General features: G+C 69.9%; 14 protein-coding genes. 7 read left to right on the forward strand and 7 right to left on the reverse strand.

What is annotated here, in order from left to right; translation table 11 throughout:
- Positions 1–109: 109 nt before the first annotated feature.
- Positions 110–826, forward strand: a complete 717-nt coding sequence (locus tag ACSR87_RS12265; RefSeq protein ID WP_498530660.1) for a TVP38/TMEM64 family protein — start codon at positions 110–112, stop codon at positions 824–826.
- Here the strand turns inward: ACSR87_RS12265 and ACSR87_RS12270 are convergent.
- Positions 801–3,644: a cation-translocating P-type ATPase gene (locus ACSR87_RS12270; protein WP_498530661.1), complete on the reverse strand. Its 2,844-nt coding sequence runs from the start codon at positions 3,642–3,644 to the stop codon at positions 801–803. The two genes, ACSR87_RS12265 and ACSR87_RS12270, sit on opposite strands and share 26 nt — an antisense overlap.
- A gap of 95 nt (positions 3,645–3,739) precedes the next feature.
- Here ACSR87_RS12270 and fdhF point away from each other — a divergent pair, with 95 nt between their 5' ends.
- Together fdhF and yqeC are read left to right on the forward strand one after the other, a co-directional pair.
- Positions 3,740–5,782, forward strand: coding sequence for a formate dehydrogenase subunit alpha (gene fdhF, locus ACSR87_RS12275; RefSeq protein WP_498531064.1), 2,043 nt, complete (start codon positions 3,740–3,742; stop codon positions 5,780–5,782).
- The gene (gene yqeC, locus ACSR87_RS12280; protein ID WP_498530662.1) at positions 5,775–6,539 is read left to right on the forward strand and encodes a selenium cofactor biosynthesis protein YqeC; all 765 of its coding nucleotides are present in this window, start codon (positions 5,775–5,777) and stop codon (positions 6,537–6,539) included. The genes fdhF and yqeC overlap by 8 nt, the downstream gene beginning before the upstream one ends.
- Positions 6,540–6,587: 48 nt before the next feature.
- Here yqeC and ACSR87_RS12285 read toward each other — a convergent pair whose 3' ends face one another.
- The 6 genes from ACSR87_RS12285 to ACSR87_RS12310 form a co-directional block, all read right to left on the reverse strand.
- Positions 6,588–7,028, reverse strand: a complete 441-nt coding sequence (locus ACSR87_RS12285; RefSeq protein WP_498530663.1) for a pyridoxamine 5'-phosphate oxidase family protein — start codon at positions 7,026–7,028, stop codon at positions 6,588–6,590.
- A gap of 129 nt (positions 7,029–7,157) precedes the next feature.
- A complete protein-coding gene (locus ACSR87_RS12290) occupies positions 7,158–7,634 on the reverse strand; it encodes a universal stress protein (protein ID WP_498530664.1) in 477 nt (158 codons plus the stop codon).
- 30 nt (positions 7,635–7,664) lie between these two features.
- The gene (locus ACSR87_RS12295; protein ID WP_004044006.1) at positions 7,665–7,985 is read right to left on the reverse strand and encodes a hypothetical protein; all 321 of its coding nucleotides are present in this window, start codon (positions 7,983–7,985) and stop codon (positions 7,665–7,667) included.
- 66 nt (positions 7,986–8,051) lie between these two features.
- Entirely contained in the window at positions 8,052–10,514 is a 2,463-nt protein-coding gene (locus ACSR87_RS12300) for a heavy metal translocating P-type ATPase (protein ID WP_498530665.1), read from the reverse strand.
- A gap of 2 nt (positions 10,515–10,516) precedes the next feature.
- Positions 10,517–11,311 (reverse strand): sulfite exporter TauE/SafE family protein, encoded by a 795-nt coding sequence (locus tag ACSR87_RS12305; RefSeq protein ID WP_008573450.1) that lies wholly within the window; start codon positions 11,309–11,311, stop codon positions 10,517–10,519.
- A gap of 1 nt (position 11,312) precedes the next feature.
- Complete coding sequence (locus tag ACSR87_RS12310) at positions 11,313–11,531, reverse strand: DUF8131 family protein (protein ID WP_004064201.1); 219 nt, start codon at positions 11,529–11,531, stop codon at positions 11,313–11,315.
- A gap of 165 nt (positions 11,532–11,696) precedes the next feature.
- Between ACSR87_RS12310 and ACSR87_RS12315 the strand changes: the two genes are divergently transcribed.
- The 4 genes from ACSR87_RS12315 to ACSR87_RS12330 are packed head-to-tail and all read left to right on the forward strand — an operon-like array spanning position 11,697 to position 14,427.
- Positions 11,697–11,924 carry a hypothetical protein gene (locus ACSR87_RS12315; protein WP_498531065.1) on the forward strand — a complete coding sequence of 76 codons (228 nt, stop codon included), beginning with the start codon at positions 11,697–11,699 and terminating at the stop codon, positions 11,922–11,924.
- Positions 11,925–12,464, forward strand: coding sequence for a cytochrome c oxidase subunit II (locus ACSR87_RS12320; RefSeq protein WP_498530666.1), 540 nt, complete (start codon positions 11,925–11,927; stop codon positions 12,462–12,464).
- Positions 12,464–14,236, forward strand: coding sequence for a b(o/a)3-type cytochrome-c oxidase subunit 1 (locus ACSR87_RS12325; RefSeq protein WP_008573452.1), 1,773 nt, complete (start codon positions 12,464–12,466; stop codon positions 14,234–14,236). The genes ACSR87_RS12320 and ACSR87_RS12325 overlap by 1 nt, the downstream gene beginning before the upstream one ends.
- Complete coding sequence (locus ACSR87_RS12330; RefSeq protein WP_498530667.1) at positions 14,233–14,427, forward strand: CbaC protein; 195 nt, start codon at positions 14,233–14,235, stop codon at positions 14,425–14,427. Before ACSR87_RS12325 ends, ACSR87_RS12330 begins: the two co-directional genes overlap by 4 nt.
- Positions 14,428–14,430 lie beyond the last annotated feature (3 nt).

A 14,430-nucleotide genomic window follows, 5' to 3' on the forward strand; every position in this document is an offset into this window, starting at 1 on the left:
TTACTACAACGCCTCGGGACAAAAGCACTCCCGCGGTCGTTGGGGCGCTCGCGGAGTCGCCGGGAGGGGTCGCGCCGGGCTTTTCACCGCGGCGTGCGAGTGGGTATCCGTGGTATCCGTCCCCGACCTCTTCGAATCGCGGCGCGACCGATGGCGGACGCTCGCGCTCGCCGTCGTCGTCGTCGCCCTCCTCGCCCTCGTCGGCACGGCGCTCGTCGACCGCTTTCCGTTTCTCGCCAATCCGACGGCGCTGCGGGCGTGGCTCCTCGGATTCGGGACGCTCGCCCCGCTCGCGTTCGTCGGCGTGCAAATCGCGCAGGTGCTCGTCGCGCCCATCCCCGGACAGGCGCTCGGCTTCGCCAGCGGCTACCTGTTCGGCGCGCTCTGGGGGACGGTTTACAGCATGGTCGGCATCGTCCTCGGCACGGCGCTCGCCGTCTCGCTCGCGCGGGCGCTCGGCCGGCCGTACGTCGAGCGCGTCGTCACCGCCGACGCGCTTTCGACGTTCGACGACGCGATGGAGACCCACGGCCTCGCCGTCCTCTTTCTCGTGTTTCTCGTCCCCGGCCTCCCCGACGACGCTCTCTGCTTCGCCGCCGGCCTTACTGACATCCCGGTTCGCAGGGTCGTCGTCGTCGCGGCGGTGGGCCGGCTCCCCGGCTTCCTGCTCGTGAATCTCGCGGGCGCGGCCGCCGCCGACGGCAACGCCGAACTCACCGCGATTTTCGTCGGCGCGTTGCTCGCGGCGTCGGTCCTCGGCTACCTCTACCGCGACCGGCTCATGGGCGCGCTCGGGTCGTTCACGGAGCGAACAGCCGGTCGTTGAGCCACACCAGACAGACGTTCGCGACGAGGAACGGGACGAACGCGCTCGCGACCCAACCCCACTCCGTGAGGCCGAGCGGGACGACGCCGAACAGGTCCGCGACCGGCGTGTAGAGGAGGACGAGGTGGAGCGCGAGCGACAGCCCGACCGCGCCGAGGAGCCACGGGTTCGACAGCGGCGACAGCCGGTAGCGGAGCCGAACCGACTGCGTGCGAACCAGCTCGGCGGTGACGAGGAACGTAAACAGCACCGTCTGGGCGACGACGAGGTCGCCGGACCGAAAGAGCGCGTAGAAGAACACGCCCAGTCCGGTCGCGGTGAGCGCGACGCCGATGCCGAGAATCGAGGCGACGGTCCGGCGGTCGAGGACGCCCTCGTCGCGGGGGCGCGGCGGCCTGTGCATCACGTCGTCCGACTTGGGGTCCGCGCCGAGCGCGAGCGCGGGGAAGCCGTCGGTGACGAGGTTGAGCCACAGGAGCGCGACGGGCGTGATGACGAGCGCCGACTCGGACGCGAACACCTCGGGGAACAGCGCCGCGCCGAGGAGCGTCCCGAGGAAGACGACGAACACCTCGCCGGCGTTGGCCGACAGCAGGTAGTTGACGAACTTGCGGATGTTGTCGAAGATGCCGCGCCCCTCCGCGATGGCGTCGCGGATTGTGACGAAGTTGTCGTCGCGGAGCACCACGTCCGACGCGCCCTGTGCGACCTGCGTCCCGCGGTCGCCCATGGCGATGCCCACGTCGGCGTTGCCGAGCGCCGGCGCGTCGTTGACGCCGTCGCCGGTCATCGCGACCGTGTAGCCCGCGTCCTGAAGCGCCCGGAGGATGCGGACCTTGTGCTCGGGCGCGACGCGGGCGAACACGTTCGTCTCCTCGACGACCCGACCGAGTTCCGCGTCGTCCATGGCGGCCACCTCGGTGCCCGTGACGACCGAGTCGGCGTCGATGCCGACCTCGCGGGCGATGGCGCGGGCGGTCCGCGGGGTGTCGCCGGTCGCCATCGTCACCTGCACGCCGGCGTCGCGGCAGTCGGTGACCGCCTCGGCGACGCCCTCGCGCGCCGGGTCGGTCATGCCCTGGAGTCCGAGAAAGACGAGCCCCGATTCGAGCGTCTCGTCGTCGGCATCGGGGTCGACCGCGGGCGCGTAGGCGAACCCGAGCACGCGGAGCGCGTCGTCAGCGAAGGTGGCCACGGTCGTCTCGACGCGTCCGCGGCGCTCGTCGGTGAACGGCTCGATTTCCCCGTCGACGAGGACGCGGTCGCACCGCGCGACGATTTCCTCGGGCGCGCCCTTCACGAGCGCGACGGGGCCGTCGCCGGGGGCGTCGAAGTCGTCTACGACGACCGACATGCGCTTTCGCTCGGAAGTGAAGGGAACCTCGCGAAGTCGGTCGTCGGGGTCGCGCGAGCCGTCGAGGCCCGCGTCGGTGGCGGCGGTCACGAGCGCGACTTCGGTGGGGTCGCCGCGGTGGTCGCCGCCGTCGAGTTCCTTGGTGTCGTTGCAGCGGGCACCGCAGGACAGCAGCGCCGCGAGCGCCGGGTCCGGGTCGGGGTTGGGCTCCGAGACCGACGCGTCGCCGTGCTCGGCCGCGGCCGACACGCCGCCGTTTTCGGACGCGGGCGGAGTGACGGCCGACGCCGCCCCGCCGTCCAGTTCGACCGTCCGGTCGTCGGGGAGCCACGCGCGGGTGACGGTCATGCGGTTTTCGGTCAGCGTCCCCGTCTTGTCGGTGACGATGTAGTCGACCGCGCCGAGGCTCTCGACGACCGCGAGGTTGCGGACGAGCGCGTTGCGCTCCATGAGCGTCCGCGACCCGAGCGCGAGGGTGAGGGTGACGACCGCCGGAAGCCCCTCGGGGACGGCCGCGACGGCGAGCGTGACGGCGACGAGGAGGACGACCACCGGGTCGGTCGCGGTGAGGAACAGCTGGACCGCCGCGATGAGCAGGATGAGCGCGACGATGCCGACGCCGATGCGGCGGCCGAGGCGGTCGACCTCGATTTCGAACGGCGTCTCGCGCTGGCGGGCCTGCCCGAGTTGGTCTGCGATGCCCCCGAGTTCGGTGTCCATCGCGGTGGCGACGACGACGGCCTCGGCGCGACCCCTGACCACGGTGGTTCCGGCGTGGAGGACGCTGCTCCGGTCGGCCAGCGCCGCGTCGGATTCGACCGGGTCGGCCGCCTTGTCCACCGGGACGCTCTCGCCGGTCAGCGTCGACTCGTCGGCGCGGCAGTCGACGGCGGTGAGGATGCGGGCGTCCGCGGGGACGGCGTCGCCCGCTTCGAGGACGACCACGTCGCCCGGCACGACCTCGGTCGCGGGGACCGCCCGAATCGACCCCCCACGACGGACCGTCGCGTCCGGCGTCGCCATCTCCCGGAGCGCCGCGAGCGCCTGTTCGGCGCGGTAGTCCTGCACGAAGCCGAACAGGCCGTTTCCGAGCAGGATGAGCAGAATGAGCGCCGCGTCGGTGTAGCCCGGGTCGCGGCCGGGCAGGAGGCCGACGGCCAGCGAGAGACCGGCGGCGACGAAAAGCAGGAGGATGAGCGGCCCGGTGAACTGCGAGACGAGGAGCGAAAGCGGCGAGACGCCCTCCTCGTCCGCAAGTTCGTTCGGCCCCTCCTCGTCGAGTCGGCGGGCCGCGTCGTCGTCGTTGAGGCCGTCTCGGCTCGCCCCGAGTCGCTCCAGCGCCGCCTCGCCTTCGAGTGCGTGCCACGGCACGTCCTCGCGTCCGCTCGCTTCCTCGGCTTCCCGATGCGCGGTTGCCTGCTCGTGCACAGTTCGACCGAACGACACGAGCGGACGTATGTCCACCGGCGATTTTCACCCCGCCGCAGTCGGCGGTACGATGAATACCGTCCGGACCGCACGTTCGACCATGTGTGTGGTGTGTCAGCGTGCCTGATCGGGTGGCGGCATCGAGCGAGAGCGTCTGTCCGTACTGCGGCGTCGGCTGCGGCATCCGTTACGACGCCGACCGCGGGAGCGCCGTCGGGTGGAACGGCCCGGTCAACACGCGGGGCGAACTCTGTCCCAAGGGGGCCGCGGCGTGGGACGTGGTCGACCACGACGAGCGCCTGACCACCCCGCTGGTGCGAGTGAACGGCCGGCTCGTCGAGGCGACGTGGGACGAGGCGTTCGACCGCGTCGAACGCGAGTTCTCCCGCGTCGTCGCGGACCACGGCCCGGACTCGCTTTTCTTCTTCTCGTCGTCGAACTGCACGAACGAAGAGAACTACCTGCTCCAGAAGACGGCGCGGGCGCTCGGGACGAACAACGTCGACAACTGCGCGCGGCTCTGTCACGCCTCGACGGTGGCGGCGATGGGCGACCGCTTCGGTGCGGGGGCGATGACGAACTCGCTTTCGGACCTCGGTGAGGCCGACGTGTTCCTCGTGACCGGCGCGAACCCCGCCGAACAGCACCCGGTCATCTTCCGGTCGTACCTGTTGCCGGCGCTCAAGTCGGGGACGACGATGATTCACGTCGACCCCCGGGCGAACCAGACGACGAAGGCGGCGGACATCCACCTCCCGGTGAAGCCGGGGTTCGACATCCCGCTTCTCAACGCGATGGCCGCCGTCATCGTCGAGGAGGGACTGGTCGACGAGGCGTTCGTCGCCGAGCGCACCACGGGGTTCGAGGCGCTCCGCGAGTCCCTCTCGGGCCTCGACATCGACGCGGAGGCCGAGCGCGCCGGCGTCGCCCCCGACGACCTCAGAGCCGCCGCGAGCGCCTACGGCGAGGCCGGCCGCGCGGCCGTCTTCACCGGGATGGGGATGAGCCAACACCACTGCGGAACCGACAACGTGCAGGCGCTCATCAACCTCCCGCTTTTGACCGGCAACGTCGGGAAGGCGGGCACCGGCGTCAACCCCCTCCGCGGGCAGAACAACGTGCAGGGCGCGGGCGACGTGGGTGCGCTCCCGAACGTCCTGCCGGGGTATCGACCCGTCACCGACGACGACGCCCGTGCCGCCGTTGCCGACGTGTGGGGGTTCGAACCCCCCGGCCTGCCGGGGCTCACGGAGGTCGAAGCGACCCACCGCTTCGGCGACGAGGTGCGGGCGGCCTACGTCTTCGGCGAGAACCCCGCCGTGACAGAGCCGAACGCGAACCGCGTCCGCGAGGCGTTCGAGGCGCTCGACTTCTGCGTCGTCCACGACGTGTTCCCGACCGAGACGGTCGAATTCGCGGACGTGGTGCTCCCCGGGAGCGTCTGGGCCGAGAAGTCGGGGACGGTGACGAACACCGACCGGCAGGTCATCCGGATGCACCGGAACGTCGCGCCGCCGGGGGACGCCCGCGCCGACCTCGATATCCTCCGGGAGTTCGCCGCCCGCGTGGCCGGCCTCGACGCGCCGGCGACCCCCGAGGGCGTCTTCGACGAACTCCGGCGGGTCGCGCCCATCTACGCCGGGATGTCGTACGACGGCATCGGAACTGGGAGCCAGCGCTGGCCGTTCCCCGAGGGCGCGACCGAGGGGACCGCAATCCTCCACGCCGACGCGTTCGAGTCGGGGTCGAAGACCGCCCCGTTCCGGGTGGTCGACCACGTCGACCCGGCGGACCCCGTCGCCGACGGCGAACTCGTCCTCGTGACGGGGCGCGTCCTCCAACAGTTCAACAGCGGCGCGCTCACCCGGCGGTCGGGCGTGCTGATGCGGATGCGCGGCGAGGATAGCTTGCAGATTCATCCCGACGACGCCGCCGCCCGCGGCATCGACGACGGTGCGACCGTCCGCGTCGAAAACGACCGCGGGGCGGTCACGGTCGCGGCCGAGGTGACGCCCGCCGTCCGCCGCGGGACCGTCTTCGCCACGTTCCACTACGCCGACCCGCTCGTGAACCGGCTGACCGGCGACGCGCTCGACCCGACCGCGAAGATACCGGAGTACAAACACAGCGCCGTCCGCGTGACGGTCGAACCGGAGGTGGCGGCCGATGACTGATCCGTCGGCGTCGCCCGCGCCGAGTGCCTCGCCTCCGACGCTCGCCGACGCCCTCGGTATCGGCCCGGACGACCTCGTCTGCGCCGTCGGCGCGGGCGGCAAGAAGTCGCTTCTCTACCGACTCGCCCGCGACCTCGACGGCGTGGTCACGAGCACCGTTCGCATCCCAATCTTCGACGACGAGGTGGCCGAGGTGGTCGTCACCGACGACCCGGAGACCGCCGTCGCGGAGACGCAGCCCCGCCCGCTCGGCGTCGTGCCGGAGCGCGAGCGCTCCGACCGCTACCGCGGCTACGACCCGGCGACGGTCGACCGAATCGCGCGCGCCACCGACGACGTGGTGCTGGTCAAGGCCGACGGCGCGCGCTCGCGCTGGCTGAAAGCGCCCGGCGAGAACGAACCGCAACTCCCGGACACCGCGGACCTCGTCTGCCCGGTCGCCAGCGTCCGGGTCGTCGGGGAGCCGCTCTCCGACGAGCGCGTCCACCGGCCGGAACTCGTCTCCGACGTGTCGGGGACGGCGGTCAGCGACGCGATATCCGAGTGGGACGTGGCCGCCGTGCTGTCGAACGACCGCGGCGGGATGAAAGGCGTGCCCGAGACGGCGCGGGTCGTCCCGGTACTCAACATGGTTGACGACGAGCGACTGGCCGAGACGGCCGCGGAAATCGCCGGTTGGCTCGGTGAGCATCCCCGCGTCGACCGCGTGGTTGCGACCTCGCTCGCGGCCGATGAGCCGGTCGTCGGGTTCTACTGACCCGACGGCCGACCGCCTCCGAGCCCGGAATCCCGACGCCCGCACGGCTCACCTGGCCGTTTCGCGGCCCGTCAACTCGTCGAGTTCGAGTTCGACGAGGTGGAATTCGAGGTCGTCGACTTCCTCGTCGAACACGCGGACGCCGCCGAACAGGTCGTTTATCGTCGCCGCGTCGGGGCGCTCGTCGTCCGGGAGGACGCGAATCGACCCGCGGGCCATGATGCTCCACGAGTCTTTGCCGGCGTCCTCGTAGCAGACGAACGTCGCCTCCTCCGTCTCCTCGATGAACGCGAACTTCTCGCTTTCGCCGTCGTCGGTCAGTCGGAACAGGAGTCGACCGCCGTCGGCGTCGTAGGAGACGTGCGCGGGAATCGCATACGAGCGGCCGCAGTCGGCCAGCGACAGCACGCCCGACGAGGCGTTCGACAGGCGTTCAGCGACCGTTTCGGGGTCGGTGCCGACGGTGTAGACGAATCTGATATCTCGCATACGTGACGTTCGCGGCCGCGACACATGAAACGGTGGTGCGACGGCGTCGGGGTCCCGGGCGTCGGGCCACAGGCGTCGAGGCCCGAGTGTCGGGCCACGGGCGTCGAGCCGCGGGCGTCGGGTCGACGCTCAGGGGAGGTAGAAATGCGATTTGGGGAACCGCCGGTGAATCTCCGGGGGTGCGTGGCGGACGATGTGCACGTCGTGGTCGTCGTCGCTCGCGACGTTCCCGCCGACGCTGACGAGCGGGACGACGACGCGACCCGCGTTCTCGCTCCCGACGAAGATGACGCTCGCGTCCGTCTCGGACGCGACCGTCCTGAGCTCCGCGACGATGTTCCCGGGCGCGGGGTCCCGACCGACCGTGACCGCCTGAAACGACGCCGACGGTGCGATGTCGACCGCGGTCTCGTGGAGTTCTCCGACGACCGTCTGCCGGTCGAACACCTCCCGCGACGGGACCCACCCCGCCTCGACGGCGTACGCCGAATCGTCGGGGACGACGGCAACCGCGAGCACGTCGTGGCCGGTGGCCGACGCGAACTGCGCGGCCCTGTCGAGCGCGGCGTTCGCCAGCCGAGAGCCGTCGTAGGCGACGAGGTACATGTATGCCGGTCGCGTAGCGACCGTGATAAATCAGTCGTCGGCTACCGATTCGATTCGCTCGCCCGACGACGCGAGCCGGTCGAGGGCGTCCTGTGCGGCGTCGCTCACGGCGTCCACGTCGCGGTAGGAGTCACCGAGGCCGACCTCGCGGCGGTGCCACTCGCCGTCAGCGAAGGCGAAGATGTCGACCCACCAGTAGAGCGTCAGCCCGCGCGCGAACTCGGTGATGGTGACGCGCCGGTCCGAGTCGGGCGACTCGTAGACGGTCTTAGCGCTCGCCTCGTCGGTGTCCACGTCGGTCTCGACGGTCCACCCCTCCGGAACGGCGAGCGAGAAGGGGTCGTCTGTCATTATCGTTCCCGACGAGACGGAGCGACTTGACTGGTCCGCTTTCGGTGATCGTCTCGGGAAGGTGACTCAGTCGAGCGACCGCGCCGAGTTGGCGACGACGAGCAGGCTCGACGTGCCCATGGCGACGGCGGCGAAAAGCGGGTTGAGCACGCCGAGGGCGGCAAGCGGGATGGCGACCGCGTTGTAGCCGAACGCCCACGCGAGGTTGCCGCGGATGCGGCGGTTCACCCCGGTCGAAAGCGAGAACACTTCGGGTATCGCGTCGATGTCGCGGCCGACGAGCACCGCGTCGGCGGCGTCGCCCGCGATGTCCGTCCCCGTGCCGAGCGCGATGCCGATGTCGGCGGCGGCGAGCGCGGGCGCGTCGTTGCTCCCGTCACCGACCATCGCCACGGTCCCCCGGGCGCGGAGGCGTTCGACCGTCTCGGCTTTCGCCTCCGGCGGCACGCCCGCGAACACGTCTGTCACGTCCGGGTGGTCGCGGAACCGGCGCGCGGCGCGCTCGGAGTCGCCCGTGAGGACCACGACCTCGCGGCGGCCGTTGTCAGCGACAGCCGCAACCACGTCGTCCCACGCCTCGCGCGGTTCGTCGCCGACGACGAGCACCGCCCGAGAACGCCCGCCCCAGCCGACGACAACCGGCACCGCGCCCTCGTCGCGGGCGGCCTCGACGGCGTCCTCGTGGGCCGGCGCGAGCGTCACGCCCTCGTCGCGGAGGAGCGAGGGATGACCGACGACGACGCGCCCGCGCTCGCCGTCGACTGCCCCCGAGACGCCGCGGTCGTGGACGGTCACGTCGTCGGCCGCAACGTCGGGAATCGACGCATCCGCCCCCGCCGCCTCGATTCGGTCTTCGGCCGCCTCCACGACCGCAGTCGCTATCGGGTGCGCCGAGAACCGTTCGAGTGCGGCGGCCGCGGCGACCGCGGCGTTCTCGTCGTCACCGACGACCCGGAGGACCGCCATGTCGCCGTCGGTGAGCGTCCCGGTCTTGTCGAAGACGACCACGTCCACGTCGGGGACGGCCTCGAAGACGGCCTCGGAGGCGACGACGATGCCCCGGCCCGAGGCCTCCTTGATGCCCGAGGCGACCGCCAACGGCGTGGCGAGGCCGAGGGCGCACGGGCACGAGACGATGAGGACCGTGAGGCCGACGAGGAGCGCGTCGGTCGGCGTGCCGCCGCCGAAGAGGGTCCAGCCGAAGGCGACGACGGCGAGGACGAGTACCGTCGGCACGAAGATGGTCGCCAGTTTGTCGGCGAGGCGCTGGACGCCCGAGCGGGCGCTCTGGATGTCCCAGAGCAGTTCGACCAGCCGGTCGAGCGTGCTCGTCGCGTCCTCGCCGACCGCGACGACGAGCGGGCGGTCGGTGACGACGGTGCCGCCGAGCACGTCGTCGCCGGGGCGCTTCGTCCGCGGCATCGACTCGCCGGTGACGAGCGCCTCGTCGACCGCGGCGGTCCCCTCGCGGACCGTCCCATCGACCGGGACGCGCTCGCCCGGTCGGACCTCCACGAGGTCGCCCGATTCGAGCGCGTCGAGCGCGACCGTCTCGACGGCGGTGTCGCCGGAGCCGTCGGCGTCGCCTTCGACCCTCCGGCGGGCCTCCGAGACGCGGGAGGCCGCGAGGTCCGAGAGCATCCCGGCGGCCTTCCGCTTGATGCGGTCCTCGTAGTAGTTGCCGAGCGTGACGACGAGGATGATGGCGACGGTCACGTCGAAGTAGACGTGGGTCTCGCCGACGAGGACGGCGGCCGTCGAGTAGACGTAGGCGCTCGTCGCCGCCAGCGAGACGAGCAGGTCCATGTTCGGCTGGCCGGCGCGGAGGCTGACGAGCGCCCCCCGGAGGATGGGAAAGCCGGTGTAGAACAGGACGATGGAGGTCATCACCCAGATGTTGCCGAGGATGTAGATACCGTCGAAGACGCCGAGTTCGACCACCGGCTGAAAGCCGACGTAGGTCGGGTACAGAAACAGGACGTACCACAGCATCACCATCATGCCGAAGACGCCGCCGCCGATGACGAACCGGGCGACCTGATTGTCCGAACGCTCGGCCGCCTCGCGCTCCTCGGGGTCGCGCGTGCCGTAGCCGTAGCGCGCGAGCGTCCCGGACAACCCATCTAAATCGGCGGCCTCCGGGTCGTAGGTGACGCGAACCATGTCGTTGGCGTAGCTCGCCTCGGCGGCGTAGACGCCCTCGCAGGTCCGCGCAGTCCCGGAGACGAACGCTTCGCAGGTGGCGCAGTGCATCCCCTCGACGGCCATGTATGTCCGCTCGGCGTCGTCGGGCACTTCGTCTGTCTCGCCCGCGAGTTCGCGTTCGACCGTCTCGGGGTCGGCGCTCGCGGCGTCACCGAGCGCGCGGGTGATTTCGAGACAGCCGCGACAGCAGAACTCGCCGTCCACCTCGTCGCCGGTGACGGGCGGCGTCGGCGTCGGCAGGCCGCAGAGGTCACAGCCTTCGCTGTCGCCGCCGGCGTCGCTCTTGCCGCCGGCCGACCCGCGGGACCGCGTCGAAGTCGACATCGTCACAACGGTTGGTAGAAGGGTACGTGAAGGTGCGGGACCGACACGCCCAGAAGCATCAGGCCGTGTGACAGCGGAATGTATCCGAGGACGAGGAACGCCGCCCCGAGCGCCCGGTGGAGCGTCGCCCGCCGGCGCGCCGAGACGCGACCGAGGAGCGTCCCGTAGAGGAACAGCGTCGGAATCGTCCCGAGGCCGAGCAGGCCGAGTAAGGCGGCGGCCCGGAGCGGGTCGCCCGTCGAGAAGGCGTACAGGTACGCCGGGTAGATGATGGGACACGGGAGCAGGCCGTGAATCGCCCCGAGCCCGAGGATTCGCGGCCCGCCGACGAGCCTATCGACGCGGGCGGTCGCCCACCCGCTGACGCGGCCGAACAGGCGCGTCACCGCGGTCGGAGTGAACCGGTCGATGGCGGCCGACTGGCCGACGAGGTAGCCGACGCCGGTGAGGATGATAGCGGCCCCGACGAGTAGCCCGGTCGCCCCGCGGACGCCGCTGCCGACGGCGACCACCGAGTCGAACGCGTCGAAAAACAGGCCGCCGACGAGGGCGAAGACGGCTCCGATGGCGGCGTAGCTCAGCGCCCGGCCGACGTTGAACAGGGCGTGTTGGCGGACCTGCCGGAGCGTGAGCGACCGACTATCGACACCCTCGCGGTCAGCGAGGCGGTCGGCGTAAACGCTGACGAGCGGGCCGCACATCCCGAGGCAGTGCGCCCCGCCGAAGAGGCCGACGAGGAGAAACGCCGCCGCCTCGGGGGTCGCGGCCGGCAGTCCGAGCGAGATGCCGCCGTCCATCTCAGGCGGCGTGTTCGGCGTCGGTCTCGGGGTCGGCGTCGCCGTCGTGGCCGTGTCCGCCCTCGGTCGGACTCATGAGGAGGTAGATGGTTGTCGAGATGAGAAGCACGTTGACGGCCGTGACGACCCCTGCGAGGGGGTTTTGCGTCACGCCGAAGATGACCGCTGGCAGGAGCGCGAGCAGTGCGACGGTTCCGGCGCGCCGTGGCGTGAGTTCCATATCGGTCCATTCGCGACCACGGTGTTTCTGATTTCGCCTATTCCCACCGCGTTGGAATGGGGTGTTGCGTTAAAGTCCCGTTATTCCTCATGACCGGGTATGGCCGTTGATTCGACAGCAGAGGGAGCCGCGTCCTCTGCCGCGCGCGCGTCCACCGATGGCGGCGTGCCAGCAAACGCGGATTCCCAAGGTGATTCCGGGCAGACTGACCCCCCGGTGGATTCTATCGTCGGGACGGCCGACGACGGTATCGTTCGCGAACTCGAACACGACGATTTCGACCCGGTCGGGACGCTCGTGCTCGTGCTCATCTACATGGCGATTCTCATCGGCATGTGGGTGTTCATGTACTTCGTCGAGTTCCTCGGACGTGGTCTCACGGTGGTGGGGTAGATGGAGATTCACGCCTACGAGAAGCTCTGGTTGGCGCTGGCGCTCGTCCTCATCGTCGGGTTCATCGGGACGATTACCTACGGGGCCGCCGGCGCGGGTATCGAGATGATAGACGACAAAGGCGGCACGGTCGACCCGGCGACGCTCGACCAGCACCCGAAGTTCGGTGACCCCGGCATCGAGCGGACCGGTGAGAACAGCTACGACGTGTACGTGGTCGCCCGCCAGTTCGTCTTCGAACCCGGGACGACCGAGCCGCTTCGCGTTCCCGCCGGCAGCACGGTCACCTTCCACGTGACCGCCGCCGACGTCATCCACGGCTTCGAGGTCGTCGGCACGAACGCGAACACGATGGCGATTCCCGGGCAGGTCTCGGAGTTCACCGTCCAGTTCGAAGAGGCCGGCGAGTACGGGATGTTGTGCAACGAGTACTGTGGCTCCGGCCACCACGTGATGGAAGGGAAGATTGTGGTTATGGAACAAGGAGAATTCGACAGTTGGTACGAACAGCAGCAGACGCAAGGGGAGGCTGAGAACTGATGGCGACCGCGTCCGGCGGCGGCAGCGAGTTCGTCGATAAGTTCCCCGACGAGGCGGCAATCATCAAGGCGAGTTTCCTCATCGCGTTCGTCTCGCTCGGCATCGGGGCCTTCTTCGGTCTCATTCAGGCGCTTCACCGCACGAACGTCCTCCGCGTCATCGACTCGGCGGACTACTACACGGTGTTGACGGGCCACGGCGTGCTGCTCGCCATCGTCTTCACCATCTTCTTCCTCTGTGGGGTGTTCCACTGGGCGGTCGCCAGAAGCCTCGACCGGCCCGCCGAGAGCGCGCTGTTCTCGTGGGCGTGGGTCGGCCTGATGACGACGGGCACGGTTCTGGCCACCGTCGCCATCCTCGGCGGCCTCGTCCCGAACCTCGGCATGAGCGCGGACGTGCTGTTCACGTTCTACGCGCCGCTCCAAGCCCATCCGATATTCTACATCGGACTCGCGATGTTCATCGTCGGGACGTGGCTCGCCGGCGCGGACTGGTTCCTCTCCTACCGGGCGTGGCGGCAGGAGCACTCCGACGAGCGCATCCCGTTGCAGACGTTCATGGTCCTCACGACCATGATTATGTGGTACATCTCCACCCTCGGCGTCGCCGTCTCGGTGGTGTTCTTCCTCATCCCGTGGTCGCTCGGCCTCATCGAGAGCGTCAACCCGCTTCTGACGCGGACGCTCTTTTGGTACTTCGGCCACCCCATCGTCTACTTCTGGCTGATGCCGGCGTACCTGCTTTGGTACACCGTGCTCCCCAAGCTCGCGGGCGGGCGACTGTTCAGCGACCCGCTCGCACGCGTGGTGTTCGTGTTGTTCCTCCTGCTTTCGACGCCGGTCGGGATTCACCACCAGTACCTCGACCCCGGTATCGCGGAGGGCTTCAAATTCATCGCCATGACGAACACGATGTTCCTGCTCCTCCCGTCGCTGCTGACTGCGTTCACCGTCGTCGCCAGCGTCGAACACGGCGCGCGCCAACGCGGCGGTGAGGGCTACCTCCGCTGGCTCGGCGCGCTCCCGTGGCGCGACCCCGCCTTCACCGGCATGGCCCTCGCGGGCGCGATGTTCGCCGCCGGCGGCTTCTCCGGCATGATTAACGCCGGGATGAACATCAACTACCTCATCCACAACACGCTGTGGGTGCCGGGGCACTTCCACCTCACCGTCGGCACGGCCGTCGCGCTGACGATGATGGCCGGGTCGTACTGGCTCGTTCCGCAGGTCACGGGGAGGAAGCTTTACAGCCGCCCCATCGGCCTCTTGCAGGTCATCATGTGGTTCGTTGGCATGGTGTTCATGTCGAACGCGATGCACCGCGCCGGCCTCGCCGGCATCCCGCGGCGCACCGCCGAACCGCAGTACCAGAACTTCGAGTTCCTGACGCCCATCGGGAGTATCTTCGAGCTTCGGGTGCAGATTGCCCTCGGCGGGACGCTCCTGTTCCTGTCGGTGGTGCTGTTCCTGTTCAACATCCTCCTGACCTCGCTCGGCGAGGAGTCCGACCGCCCGGTCGACTCCTACCTACCCGAGCCGCTTTCGGGGCCCGAGGGAAGCCCGCGCATCCTCGACAACCTGACGATGTGGACCGGTATCGCGGCGGTGCTCGTCGTGCTCGCATACACGCTCCCGCTGGCCGGCATCATCCAGAACGGCGGCGGGCTGTTCGGCGGCGGCCTCCCCGTCCCGGCGACCGTCTCGGCCGGCGTCGACCTCGTGTTGACGACGGTCACGAGCGCCTTTAACACCCTCTGGGGGGTGGTCGCGTGAAGCTCACGAAGGCGCGGGCGCTCGTCCTCATCGCGATTAGCGTCCCCATCGCTATCGAGCTGCGCACGGTCGCGGGGTTCTTCAACGTCGAACTCCCGCTCATCGCCGTGGCGGTCATCGAGTTCCTGTTCCTCGCCCTGCTGTTCGTGCTGTACGGGCTCTACGGCGAGGGGTCTGAGTCGGCGGCGTAGCCG

Source organism: Haloferax sp. SDI50 (genome assembly GCF_059802635.1).

Coding starts and splice junctions, on each gene's coding strand:
- ACSR87_RS12310 (WP_004064201.1), bottom strand. CDS start 11,531: ATGGAACTCACGCCACGGCGCGCCGGAACCGTCGCACTGCTCGCGCTC.
- ACSR87_RS12295 (WP_004044006.1), bottom strand. CDS start 7,985: ATGACAGACGACCCCTTCTCGCTCGCCGTTCCGGAGGGGTGGACCGTC.
- ACSR87_RS12290 (WP_498530664.1), bottom strand. CDS start 7,634: ATGTACCTCGTCGCCTACGACGGCTCTCGGCTGGCGAACGCCGCGCTC.
- ACSR87_RS12285 (WP_498530663.1), bottom strand. CDS start 7,028: ATGCGAGATATCAGATTCGTCTACACCGTCGGCACCGACCCCGAAACG.
- ACSR87_RS12320 (WP_498530666.1), top strand. CDS start 11,925: ATGGAGATTCACGCCTACGAGAAGCTCTGGTTGGCGCTGGCGCTCGTC.
- ACSR87_RS12325 (WP_008573452.1), top strand. CDS start 12,464: ATGGCGACCGCGTCCGGCGGCGGCAGCGAGTTCGTCGATAAGTTCCCC.
- ACSR87_RS12300 (WP_498530665.1), bottom strand. CDS start 10,514: ATGTCGACTTCGACGCGGTCCCGCGGGTCGGCCGGCGGCAAGAGCGAC.
- yqeC (WP_498530662.1), top strand. CDS start 5,775: ATGACTGATCCGTCGGCGTCGCCCGCGCCGAGTGCCTCGCCTCCGACG.
- ACSR87_RS12305 (WP_008573450.1), bottom strand. CDS start 11,311: ATGGACGGCGGCATCTCGCTCGGACTGCCGGCCGCGACCCCCGAGGCG.